The 13,352-nt window shown below is 37.9% G+C and carries 8 protein-coding genes; 2 read left to right on the top strand and 6 right to left on the bottom strand.

Annotated elements, in window-relative coordinates; genetic code table 11:
* The first annotated feature begins 16 nt into the window (after positions 1-16).
* Positions 17-910 (top strand): ABC transporter permease, encoded by an 894-nt coding sequence (locus tag V7K53_RS26300; RefSeq protein ID WP_335200501.1) that lies wholly within the window; start codon positions 17-19, stop codon positions 908-910.
* Between the two features lie 54 nt (positions 911-964).
* Complete coding sequence (locus V7K53_RS26295; protein ID WP_335200456.1) at positions 965-1,672, top strand: Uma2 family endonuclease; 708 nt, start codon at positions 965-967, stop codon at positions 1,670-1,672.
* Between the two features lie 148 nt (positions 1,673-1,820).
* On the opposite strand, the gene V7K53_RS26290 is transcribed toward V7K53_RS26295, so the two are convergent.
* The 6 genes from V7K53_RS26290 to murQ all read right to left on the bottom strand — a co-directional run bounded on the left by V7K53_RS26290 (position 1,821) and on the right by murQ (position 13,305).
* Entirely contained in the window at positions 1,821-5,441 is a 3,621-nt protein-coding gene (locus tag V7K53_RS26290; RefSeq protein ID WP_335200455.1) for a hybrid sensor histidine kinase/response regulator, read from the bottom strand.
* A gap of 100 nt (positions 5,442-5,541) precedes the next feature.
* The gene (locus V7K53_RS26285) at positions 5,542-8,850 is read right to left on the bottom strand and encodes a GAF domain-containing protein (RefSeq protein ID WP_335200454.1); all 3,309 of its coding nucleotides are present in this window, start codon (positions 8,848-8,850) and stop codon (positions 5,542-5,544) included.
* A 125-nt stretch (positions 8,851-8,975) separates the two neighbouring features.
* The gene (locus V7K53_RS26280) at positions 8,976-9,449 is read right to left on the bottom strand and encodes a chemotaxis protein CheW (RefSeq protein ID WP_335200453.1); all 474 of its coding nucleotides are present in this window, start codon (positions 9,447-9,449) and stop codon (positions 8,976-8,978) included.
* A 122-nt stretch (positions 9,450-9,571) separates the two neighbouring features.
* The gene (locus V7K53_RS26275; RefSeq protein WP_292754625.1) at positions 9,572-9,934 is read right to left on the bottom strand and encodes a response regulator transcription factor; all 363 of its coding nucleotides are present in this window, start codon (positions 9,932-9,934) and stop codon (positions 9,572-9,574) included.
* Between the two features lie 506 nt (positions 9,935-10,440).
* Complete coding sequence (locus tag V7K53_RS26270; protein ID WP_335200452.1) at positions 10,441-11,640, bottom strand: response regulator; 1,200 nt, start codon at positions 11,638-11,640, stop codon at positions 10,441-10,443.
* Positions 11,641-12,378: 738 nt separating this feature from the next.
* Positions 12,379-13,305 (bottom strand): N-acetylmuramic acid 6-phosphate etherase, encoded by a 927-nt coding sequence (gene murQ, locus V7K53_RS26265; protein ID WP_335200451.1) that lies wholly within the window; start codon positions 13,303-13,305, stop codon positions 12,379-12,381.
* Between the last annotated feature and the right edge of the window lie 47 nt (positions 13,306-13,352).

The raw sequence follows: 13,352 nt of genomic DNA, 5'->3' as shown, positions 1-13,352 counted from the left end.
TTAGGAGTTAGGAGTGATTAATTTGGAAAAAAATGAGATTTCTAAAATAGAAAAATTGCAGTACCCCGTTAGAAATTGGCTGCAACCTTTGGTATTGCTTGCACCATCTGGGATTTGGTTATTACTTTTGTTAGTGCTGCCATCTTTGATAATTTTCGAGTTAAGTTTAGTTGCAGATATCCGACCGGGAGATTTGGTCAATCCCAACGGATTCAAAAACTACATCCGAATATTTGACTCCCTTTACGTGCAAGTAATTTGGCGATCGCTATTTTTTGCCTTTGGTACTACGGTCATTTGTTTAATTTTGGGCTTCCCCGTCGCCTATTGGATTGCTCAAATAGCGCCGCAGCGTTGGCGAAATTTGCTGCTATTAGGCTTTGTTCTACCTTTGTGGACTTCTTCGTTACTCCGTTCTTATGCTTGGATTACAATTCTTCGTCCTACTGGTTTATTGAACAGTTTACTCAGCAATTTAGGCTTACCTACTTGGGAATTACTTAATAATAGTCAAGCTGTATTAATTGGTATGAGTTACAGCTTATTACCCTATATGGTTTTGATTTTATATGCTTCTCTCGAAAAGCTAGACAAGCGGTTGCTAGAAGCTGCGGCTGATTTAGGTGCAAATCCGGTGGAAACTTTTTTTCAAGTAACTGTACCGCAAATTTTTCCGGGAATTGCGGCTGCTTCCATGCTTGTATTCATCACAGGTTTAGGGGATTTTGTCGATCCAGAATTACTCGGTGGTGCTTCTAGTATGACGGCGGCGCGGTTAGTTTATAACCAGTTTCTTGGAGCCACCCAAAATTGGGGATTTGGTTCAGCCTTGAGTATGACGTTAATTTTGCTTGTTAGTATTGCGATCGCACTTTTAATTAAATTTGGGGAAGCTACACCCAAACGCTAAAATTTTGGTCGCTCACTTATAATAAAGGCATCAAACGCCAGCGAGACAACGGTTATGCTCTCACCCGATCTCAAAAATGCGTTACCAACTACTGACGAACTTCCCTGTTCAGACGATACGCCAGTGGATAACGAAGACCAAAACTTTTTGCCCAACATTTTACTCTTCTTACTTAACTCCATTTGGGCAAATCGTATGGATTGGTACTTCGGAGTAGATATGGGAGTGTATCACACCACAGGCGTAAATCCCAGAGTACCCGTAGTCCCAGATGCTTTTTTAAGTCTGGGAGTAGAACGGAAAAAGGGTGGTAAATCACGCAAAAGTTACGCGGTTTGGGAAGAAAATGGGATAGTTCCAATATTCACATTAGAAATGGTATCCCATACTCCAGGAGGTGAATACGACGAAAAGCTAGATATATATAGAAAACTCGGTGTATTATACTACGTAATTTATAACCCTGAGTTTTGGCGACGCGACCAACATCAACCCTTGGAAGTGTATAAGTTGCTCAATGGAAACTACCAATTACAAATAGGTGAACCCTATTTGATGCCAGAGATAGGGTTAGGTATTGGGCGACACCAAGCTGTAATTGGCGGCATACAACAGGAGTTTTTATGTTGGTATGACGAGCAAGGAAAGCGTTATTTGACAGATGCAGAACAGGCACAACAAGAACGGCAAAGGGCTGAACAATTAGCCGAGTATTTACGTTCTCTAGGTGTAGATCCAAATAATCTACCTGGTAATTCGTAATACTTCGGCTCCCTTCTCTACGAGAGGCTGCGCCAACGGCTTCTCCTAACGGAGACGCTGCGCGTTAGCGGAGCTTTCGCTTTAGCGATACGCTCAGGGCAAGACGCTCAGTACAAGTTCGTAATTCGTAATTCGTAATTACAAATTGTTAATTATCTTTCACTATTAGTAAACGATCTAAATCATTTGTATTATTGTTAACTAACTCCTTAATTTTAGAGATAAACTCATGCTCTAAAAAAGGTTTAGTTAAGTAAGCTTTTGCACCTAATTCTTGGGCAAGCTGGCGATGTTTTTCAGCGCTGCGAGAAGTAAGAATCACTACAGGGATTTTTGCTAAATTGGTGTATTGGCGGAAATTGCTCAACAACTCAAAACCATTCATTCGTGGCATCTCTAAATCAGAGACGACAACTTTAATTTCAGGATGTAACTGCAATTTTTCTAGAGCTTCTACGCCATTTTGAGCTTGTATTACTTGATAGCCAGATTTTTGGAGAGTCAGAGAGAGAGTTTGCCGGAGACTAATCGCATCATCTACTACTAAAACAACTTTTGGTGATTTATAATCTGGCTCTTGAGAATAACTGGATTGGGTTTCTATAGTTGTTGTGGAAGTCGATGCCGCAAGTAATGGTGTAGATGAAAAATTATGCCCTGATATCGGCAAGGCTTTTTTATTTGACGAAGAAGCTACTGGTAGCGCTCTGATATCAAGTGTTGTTTGTTGGATTTCGCTAGATTTTACCAACAACAAAGCATCAATTACTAAGATGAGATTACCATTAGCTAAACTACTACAACCATAAATGTATTTTGGCGGTGCGATCGCGTTTCCTAAAGGTCTGATTACCAGTTCTTGTTCGCCGATTATTTGGTCAACTTCTAAAGCAATCTTTCTCTGATTTCGCTGTAGTAAAAGCACCGGATTGTTTGCTAAACTTGGGTTCTGAGTATTTGAAGTATTGTATGGAGTCTCATTATTAATGAATGAACCATTATAATTAATCAACTTTGAAAGTTGACGAAGGCTGACCATAGTCTCATCATTGTCTATATTCAAATATAAGACTTTTTTCCCTTCAATTTCTTTAATTTGTTGTTCAGAGGGAATCAATATTTTTTCGATACTGTCCAACATCAGACCATAAACAACACCTTTGGCTTGAACTAGCATTAACTTTTCTGTAGTCATAGAAAAAGGGATTTTAAGAATGAATATTGTTCCTTGTTTGGGTAAGGATTGAACTGAAATCGAGCCGTTGAGCGCGTTCATTTGAGTACGCACAATATCTAAACCCATACCGCGCCCGGAAATTTCACTTACTTTATTTGCAGTAGTAAATCCAGGCGAAAATATCAAATCTAAAAGTTCAGGTTCAGCCAGACTAGAAGCATAGTTTCTAGTTTTTTCTTCAGTTTGTATGGGATAAAGTTCAGCAGCTTTTCTGCGAATTCTGTCTAAATTCAATCCCTGACCATCATCACGAACTTCGATAATAGTTTGGCTACCCTGATGATAAGCGCAGATTTCGATTAAACCTTCTTCTGGTTTACCAAGCTCTCGGCGAACTTGCGGAGCTTCAATACCGTGATCAAAAGCATTACGCACTAAGTGTAACAAAGGATCGTAGAGCTTTTCTGCGATCGCTTTATCTACTAGTACTTCACTACCAGTAAGTTTCAATTCAACAAGTTTGGCATGAACATTCCCCAACTTGTTTACCATGTGGGGAAAACGATTCAGAATATTGCCCAAAGGCGACATTCGTGCTTCGACTAAGCTATCTATAATATTAAGAGTTAAATTTTCTTTTGTATCACTAATTTGAGTAGCTTGTGTCAGAAGCAAGTCAAGAGATTCTGTGGTTTCTTGTAGTTGCAATGTTTCTTCTATTGCTTCATGCAATGTCATATGAAACTCTGTATATACATCCATTTCTAGAGAGTCAAAATCCGCTGCAAAACTTTGTGTTTGTTGTGAGGTAATATTTTGTATTTGTAAAGGTAGATCGCGTAACTCATTTAAAGTTGTCTGGTGTCTAGTGAGTTGCTGTACTAGTTGCTCAATTATTTCTTTTACTTTTTCATCTTGTAAACTACGCCGTTTTTGGTAAATCAGCAATTCTCCAGCTAGATAATTGAGGTGTTGCAGTCTCTCTGTATCTACCCGAATAAATGAAGGTTGGCGAAAATTTTTAGTTTGAACATACTGTGATTTATCTTCTATTTCTTTATTGATTTGTGTAGCTATATCAGGGATGACTTCAATAGCTGTTTCTGGAACATCTACAACTACCTGCTCGCTGACAGTTAATGAATCAAGCTTTTCTGAGGAATTATCAGCTTGGGTTGTCACGACTTCAACAGCAAGGTCTTGCCTAGTTTCTTCTCCCCATATTGTTTCTAGTAAGTTATCAGTTGCTTGAGAAGAGACAATCTCTTTAATAACTAACAGTTTTTGTAACTTGGGACTATCAAGCCAATTTTTCTCTTCGCTAGTAACAGGAGGATAATTTTTATATTCTTTTGCTAATTTATGAATTTGGTTTTGTAATATTTTAATTCCTGAGAGGTAGCTATCAGATGCTTTCAGAGAATATTGAAATTTTGCAACTGCAAATAAAATTATTAAGATAATCCCACGTCGATAAATACAAAGACTTTGACTATCTTCTTCATCGTGAACAAAATCAAGAAAGTCTTTCAGCCAGTTTTCGATATAATTCAGCAAACTTCTTCTTTCTAATCTGGGAACTAGTAAAGTTAAATTTAGTTCCGCTTCAGGTATTTGCATCTGGTGATTAAACCAGCCATAAATGTAGCGAATTACTTTTAAATAAAACTTGGCAGTTTTTGGTTTTACTGATTCGCTCTTATTATTATCAGATGTAGTGAGAAACTGATAAAACGGTTCCTCATTAATGATAAATTTGTCATTAAATGAATTATTTAGTAATTCTTCAGATAACTCATTATTTGCCACTATTGTGAGTTGTCGTAAACCTGATGAAGGTTCTCCACCAGATGTGCGATCGCCTGCTAATACTAATTTTTTTGCTTGTTGTAAATCTGCAAGTGCAATTTCTGCAATTTTCTCTACCTGGCTGGGATTTGCTTGCAGCGCTGAGAGAATAGTTTGGGAAATTTCTCCCAATCCAGGTAAATTTAAAGATTCTGCCAAGCCCAAAAATACTTCAGCTTGAGAGTGTAAAAACTCGATAAATTCGTCATTATTTGGTGGATTGTTAATAACGTCAGCAATACTGTTTAAACGTTGTTCTACTCCTACTTCAAAAACAGATTGTACAATATCAAATCCCAATTCTTCAGAAGTGGGGATATGAGACTCAGCACCAAATGCATCACCCAGCTTTTCTTGTAACTGCGCGAACACTGAGGTTGCTCGATGAAGCAGTTCTTCGTCATTAACAGTACTACCTATTAATTCAGTATTTAATGCTATACTTAAACACTCATAAGCTTGTAACAAAAGTGTTTGTAATTCTGCATCAACTATTACTTTTGGATTGTATAAAGACTTAAATACATCTTCTAAAAAATGGGCGATCGTCTTAATTAATTCTAGCCCAACGTTAGCTGCACCACCTTTAAGTGTATGAGTAGCCCGCATTAGATTGTGAATTTTAGCAATGCTATAATCTTCCGACAAGCTAAATAGTTCTTGTTCAATAATTTGGACTAATTCTGGGGCTTCCGCTAGGAAGTAGATGTACCCTTGTTGGCGAATTTCGTTATCTGTAATCATAATTAGGGAGTGGGGAGTTGGGAGTAGGGATTAAGGAGTTTGGAGTTAAGAGTTGCTCGACCATGTTTTGACTTAATAACTCCTAACTCCTAACTATTTTTCATTTCACTTTAAACTTGCTAGCAGTTGTTAATAACTCTTGCGCCATTCCTGATAAATCTTGGAATACAGTCGCAATCTCTTGAGATTCCGCAAAAGTTTTATCGGCAATTTCTGCGACATCTTGCATTGATTTAGTTACTGTTACAGATTGCGCCATTTGTTTTTGAGTCGCTGCGGTAATTTGCTCGATTAGCTGACTAATTTCGGCAGTTGCAGAAACGATCGCATTTAAGTTTTGGCGAGTGTCGCTAACAAGATTTGTACCTTCTACTACCTGTTGAATACCTATTTCCATTGCAACTGCAACTTCCCCAGTTTCTGCTTGAATTTCCTGAACTAATTTTTCAATTTCGATGGTTGCTGCTGCTGATTGGCGAGATAAAGAACGGACTTCATCAGCTACAACTGCAAAGCCTTTGCCATATTCACCAGCACGAGTAGCTTCAATGGCTGCATTCAAAGCGAGTACGTTTGTCTGTGTGGCAAAATTACCAATCAAATTCACCACTTTGGAGATTTTTTGCGAAGATTCGCTGAGGCGTTTAATCTTTTTGCTGGTTTGAGCAACGGTTTCGCGAATTCCTTGGATTGCTTTCACAGTCAGGTTCATGGCAGTATCGCCAGACTCTACAGTTTGATTAGCTTTTTGCACAGCTAGTTGTACTAACTCAGCATTCGCTACAACAGCTTGAGTAGAGTCCACCATCTGTTGAATATCACCTAAAGCTGCGGTAATATCCTCAGATTGTTGTTGTGCCAGATTTGTCAGTCCCGCTAGTGAAGACTCGCTATTGCTAGAAGTTTGGGCAACTTGTTGAGCAGCCCCTTGTACTTGAACAACAATTTGCCGCAGTGCTTGCAGAGTATTATTGTAAGCATCTGCGATCGTGCCTAGCTCGTCTTCTGTAATCGGTGCGCGTACTGTTAAGTCACCGTTAAGGGCGGGTCTCAGGGCTTTTAAGAGTTGAATCGATCGTTGTTGCAGTAACTCCTTAGCTGCCTTTTCCCGTGTTGCGGCTTCTGCTAATTTTGCTGACTGCGCTTGTACTTGTTGCAAGTATTCGGTGTGTTGTAATGCCAATCCTAATTGGCTGCCAATGCGTGCTAACAAAGTGACTTCCAATTCTTCCCAATCACGAGTTCCCGAATTTTGATAAGCTGCCAGCAATCCCCATAATTGTTCCCCAGCAAATACAGGAACAATTACATAAGCTTTGGCTTCAAATTGCTCTAAAACTTCAATGTGACAAGGAGAATGACCTATCTGATAGATATCATTTACAACAAAATTTTCCCCTTGAGCATATCGACCTCCCTGAGTTTCTTGTAAGTGGGTATCTTCCCAAACAGTTTTGATATCGGGGCCTACCAGTTTTACCCACAGATGACCTGCTGACTCTGCAACAAATTCACCACTCCAGTTCGGATTGAAACGATACACTGCGACGCGATCGCATCGTAATAATTGCCTGACTTCTTGAGTCGTTGTTTTGAAGATTTCTTCTACATCTAAAGATTGCCGGATGCGGTTACTGATCTTGGTGACAGCTTTCTCTTGTTCTGCTATTTGAGCTAGTTTTTCAGATTTGACTCGCACTAGTTCCAAATAGTCTATCTGTGATTTAGCTAAACTAAATTGCAAGCTAGTCTGAACCAAAAAATTCACTTCCCAGCTTTGCCATTCACGGGAGCTAGAATTTTGATAAGCTGCCAGCAATCCCCACAATTTATCCCCGAAAAATATCGGAACAATCATGTAAGCTTTGGCTTCAAACTGCTCTAAAATCTCAATATGACAGGGAGCTAATCCTACTTCATAGATATTATTAACGATAAAGTTTTCACCTCTGACATACCGACCTCCCTTCGTTTCTTGCAAGTAGGTATCGTCCAAAACGGTTTTAATATCAGGGCCTACCAGTTTTGTCCAACCAGTACTCACAGACTCAGCCACAAATTCACCACCCCAGTCAGGGTTAAAACGATAGACGGCGACGCGATCGCATTGTAATGATTGACGCACTTCTTGAGTGGTTGTTTTGAAGACACTTTCTACATCTGAAGATTGTCGAATGCGGTTGACTATTTTAGTGAAAACTTTCTCTTGTTCAACTATTTGAGCTAGTTGGTCAGATTTTGTCTGCACTTGTTCGAGATATTCCCCTTGTGAGATAGCTACACCAAATTGCAACCCAATTTGAGTTACAAAGCTTTCTTCCCAAGGTTGCCAATCACGAGGCCCAGAATTTTGATAAGCTGCCAACAAACCCCATAATTTTTCTCCAGCAAATATGGGTGCAATGATGTAGGACTTCATTTCATACTGCTCTAAAATGTCAATGTGACATTGAGCATGGCCCATTTGATAAATGTCATTAACTACAAAGCTTTCACCCTTGGCATAACGTCCTCCTTGAGTGTCTTGTAAGTGGCTATCTTCCCAGACCATGTAAAAATCAGGGCCGACCATTTTTATCCAACCGTTACCCACTGACTCAGATACAAACTCGCCACTCCAGTCAGGTTTGAAGCGATAGACACCGACGCGATCGCATTTTAGTAATTGGCGTACTTCTTGAGTGGTTGTTTGAAAAAGCTTATCGACATTTGATATCCGCAAAATTTTGTCGATGACTTTAGCTACCGATTTTTTTGCTAGTATTCGCTGTTGCTGTTCTTTTTGGAATTCAAAGCTCTGTAATTTGTAAGTTAGTTCTGTTGTAAGTTGAGATAGTAGGCTAATTTCTACTTCTTGCCACTGCCGCGTTGAGTAACAATTATTGACTGCTAGTAAGCCCCACACTTTACCTTCTACTACAATCGGTAAACTCAAACTAGCTTTAATTTGAAATTTATCTAACAGTTGCTTTTGATAAGGAGTAAGTTGAATTTGATTGATATCGTCAATAACTACAGCTTCTACATAGTCTTGATTAGTATATAAACCAAAAATAATTCCGGGAATATTTTCGCCTAAAGTTGGAGTCCAACCTAGTGTTCTCGATTCTGCTAAAACATTACCTGATTCTCGCGAAGTAAACTGATAAATTAAGGCGCGATCGCAGCCAATTTTTTCTCTAATTTGTGCTACGGTAATTTTGAAGAGTGTATCAATGTCTGGAGCTTGGCGCATGTGAGTTGCGATGTCTTTCAACTGTCGCCGCCAAGTTTTAAATTCTTGAGCGATCGCATTTAATAAAGATATTTCATTACTAGCAATATTTGCTATATGAGCGTTACCATTCTGATTTTCTAATTCAGATATCAGAGGCTCGTTCTCATGGCTATTGTTATACAAAAATGTCATTTGATTAACCTCAAAATTGTGATTGGTAATAACTGGATATGTAGCAACCGATATTTATCTGATATTTACTCATTAAGGATTAGGATTTTTCAACACAATATACCTAATCACACCTTACTAAATATTCAATTATGAATTCCCCATACTGGAGATTGAATAATAGTTGTAGCATCCAAATTAAAAATTATCTCCTCCGAATCATTAATAAAGTATCCCTGTAAAAAAGGTGATATTTTCGGATAAAATAATTCAGTATTTGCGGGTTTCATTTCTTTAGTATCCAGCCATTCAATGTCTATAAGTTGTCGAACTAATAGACCCAAATACTTACCTTTATTTTTTAGAACAATTGCCATCATTTTTGAAACTAAATTTGACCCTTGTGAAATTGGAGGATAACCTAACATTGCCTCTAAATCGACTAACCAAAGCATCTCACCGCGCCAATTATAAATACCCAAGACACTACTTGGCATCTGAGGAACGCCACATATTTCTGGTAATGATACTTGCAAAACTTCTGCAATGTGTTGTAAAGAAATTACGGCTGTATCAGTTACTCCCAAATTAAAACTTAAAAACTTTTGTTGGGTTTCCAAAGCTATCGATCCTTTGTCCTTGATTATTTATCTTTAGCCACTATTTGCAGTTATTGTTTATTCTTGAAGAGATTCATCTAAAAAATAGGGACTTCTAGAATTTGTTAATTTATGATATTTTACTAATTCAATAATCGCTTTAAAATTACCACTAGTTCGTCGCGATCGATCGGTTTTGATAGATAACCATCAGCGCCTAACATATTACCCCAAATTTTATCTACATCACTATTTTTTGTAGAGCAAAAAACCACAGGTATATTGCTAGTGTCAGGATTATTTTTCAGTTCTCGGCAAATTTCAAAGCCACTTTTACCCGGTAAAATTACATCGAGAAAGATTAAGTCTGGCTTATTTTTATCTATTTTGTCTTGAGCCTCTTCGCTACTAGTGGCGCTAATCACAGAATAACCTGCCTGTTGCAAGTAACGGCTGATTATTTCCATATCTGTTAAGCCATCTTCAACAACTAAAACAGTATTCATGGCAATTACTCGTTAACTTTTTCTCAAAATGTAAACAAAATAGACAAATCTTAAATGATTCCTCAAAAAGACATGGAAGGGACTAGAGACTAGCCCTAACCCCTGTGCCCTAAACAATATTTCACAAATCAAATAGGACTGCTATAAATACAAAAATTTGTATTTGTCTAATTTTGATTCAATCTTTATTTATCAACCTCAGAAAAAGTACGTAATAAACAAGAAAAAGTACGTAATAAACATAATTTAATATAAGATTTTTGAAGATAAAATAGTTTGATAACCTAATTTTAGATTTCACATTTTTAATTTAAGATCTAAAATGTGAAAATGACTAATAGCAAAATAATTTCAAGGTGATAATATATCTAAAATCGTAAATAAATGATTTGAATAATAGACTTAATTTAAAATTATTTAACCTCAATAATTTAATTTTTACTGAGGTGGAAAAGTCTATAAAATTTTAGGAATAACTCAGAACCAAAAATTGCCTCTAACTTTCTCTAATTACAAACCTCTAAATTAGATTTACTCTTTTCATTTGATACGCTTTGTGTAGGTAAATATTTACGTATTATACTCATTACCTTATCAGCCACTACAGGTTTAGTGAGAAAATCTGTAGAACCAACTACTTTGGCACGAACTCTATCTAAAAGACCATCACTGCCTGTTAATATAATTATTGGTGTGTTGGAAAATGTAGATATTCTTCGTAACTGAGTACAAATTTCGTAACCACTAGCAACTGGCATAATCAAATCCAAAAAAATCAGGTCTGGTTTATCCTGAATTAGAGTTGGTAGAGCTTGTACAGCATCTTGAATTTTGACAAACCTAAATCCATTGGAAGTGACAATATCCTCTACCATTTTACATACTTGAGGACTATCATCGACGCAAGCCACTAGTGGAGCAATCCGCTTCTTGGCTTGTGTGGTGGTAGAGTTATTGTTGACTTCAGTAATTCCTAAAGGCAAGTCAGGTACTTCTACCAACTCGATGATTCCTTTAAGGATATAAGGAAGCAATGAACGAGTCAGTGGCAAGACACTTTGCTTCATTTTCATGGCTAAATCTCGCAGAGTAAATTTGCCATTGATTAAATTTACAAAATTTTTGTAGACAGATGGACTTACCATCTGCTCAAGTTGTTCTGGTCGCCGTAGAATTGGTGCTAAGTCAGGAGAAAAATTTGCTAAACCTGCTTCTGACCAAATTTTCCATGAGTCTTGCATGTGCTTTACAGACATTTCTGCACTCGTGAAGCTCATTGGGGTTTCTAAGATAACTTCTTGGTTGCGATTGCAAGTTAAAGAAGCAAAGTTTCCTTGCAAAGCTAGATCAAATAATAGTTCTGCTATCGTATTTTCCGCAATAGATTGAATCTGTTCCCTCTGAATTTTCTGCTTTTTATAAAATACTTCTATCAGTTTATAGTCCCAGTAATCAATTGATAGGTCTTGCCCACGTAACTGCAACTTATCAACATCAATCTGGGGACAATTCTGGGCTATATGTCTACGCCAACGTCGGAAGGGATGAGTTCCTCCTGTTGCCCAAACTATCCGTCCCAGTCGATAGTAAAAAGTCCATTGGCTGCCCTTTGAACTCTTAATATTTAATTTGCCATTGTATTGCAACTGAGTACAAGTTTTAAATTCATTTACTAGGTTATTTGAAATCAGTTCTTGATGGGGCATAGTTTGTTCCTTTTATTAAATTATTAAAAAGCTAGCTATTAAAAACCGATACTATAGGAATCCAGTTTGATTTTTGAAACCATCTACATAGTCAGGGAACAGGGAATAGGAAAGAAGGCTTTCTAAGGTGTACTGAGTTTTTTCAGAAATCAAATATGAGTTCTATAGTAGAGCACAGCGTAAATCTACCTACCATCTCAATTAACCAGACAAGTTTCTTAAGTCACTTGTTAAAGATAGGCAACACTCCTGTCACAGTGTTCTAGCTATATAGCGATTGGCAGATATGTGAATCAGTACAAATGGATTTGGTATATAGCAGTCTAAATCAAGATTATTAAAAGCAAGGCAGATGTTAAGATAGCAAAACTATTGCTAGTAAAGAATTTATCTAGCATAAAGTCTTTATTGGCAGAGTTTACTTTTCTGCTAATATTTATGACTAAAGTAGGTTGCCATAGTCGACATCATAGTGTATTAACATATCATTTTAAGAATTTTCATACTGAATCATATCCGTATAAGTTCTGAATTTTTGTTTAAAAAAGATTAGCAGTCTCCAAAGAGACTTGCTTTAGTTATTCACATTCACAATATAGGTGAACAATATTTATTTAAGTTTACTATTCTTAATTATGCTAATTAATATCAGCTTTTCTAAGGAAAATTATTAAAAAAAAGGCGTGCTACTAAAACAAGTAACAGCCAGATTATAAAGTATTTATTTAAAAAATTTCTTCAAGGTTGCTTGTGGTTTTGATAGCTGATAACAGCTGCCCTGAGATTACTTTGGTGTTCTGAAAGCAGACGATCGCCTTCGTCTTTTTCCAAACCAGTCCAGTGCATCAATAGCGCCAGCTTAACCCATTTACCACTACGTTCTAGTAAAAAACCAGCAGTTTCCCGACTTAAACCTGTGAGGTCTTGCAAAATTCGCAAAGCGCGATCGCGTAATTTTTGATTTGTTACTGCTACATCCACCATGCGATTGCCATAAACTTTGCCTAGCTTAACCATCACGCCGCTAGAAAGAATATTTAAAGCTAATTTAGTGGCTGTACCAGCTTTCAGGCGAGTTGAACCGGCGATTATTTCTGGCCCTGTTAATAGACGAATGTCAATATCGGCATCAAAGCTAACTTGTTCAGCAGGAACGCAGGCGATAAAAATAGTTGTAGCTCCTCGCTGACGAGCAGCATGAAGCGCACCGTGGACATAAGGTGTTGTGCCGCCAGCGGTAATGCCAACTACGACATCTAGTTGGGTAACGTGCCGGCTAGCGATCGCAGCCTCACCATCTTCTATACTGTCTTCTAAATCTTCAGAACTACGTACTAGTGCGCCAGCACCACCAGCAATAATCCCCTGTACCAACTCTGGGGGTGTACAAAAAGTAGGTGGACACTCAGCAGCATCTAACACCCCTAATCTGCCACTTGTACCCGCACCTATATAAAATAGGCGTCCTCCGTGGCGCAAACGCTCTGCGGTGCGCTCAATTGCCTCTGCCAACTGAATTCTCGCCGCTGCAACTGCTGCGACAGCCTTTTGGTCTTCGTCATTAAACAACTCCACCAATTCCAGAGAACTGAGCTGGTCTAAGTTCAGACTATTAGGATTTACCAGCTCAGTTAAAAGATGCCCGCGTTCTTGCAAATTTGTCATTTGTCATTTGTCCTTTGTCATTTGTCCTTTGTCATTTGTCCGTTGTC

Origin of the sequence: Nostoc sp., from assembly GCF_036917355.1 — a bacterium.
GTDB lineage: Bacteria > Cyanobacteriota > Cyanobacteriia > Cyanobacteriales > Nostocaceae > Nostoc.
Note: the sequence above shows the minus strand (reverse complement) of the source record. Positions and strands in the feature narration are given on the sequence as shown.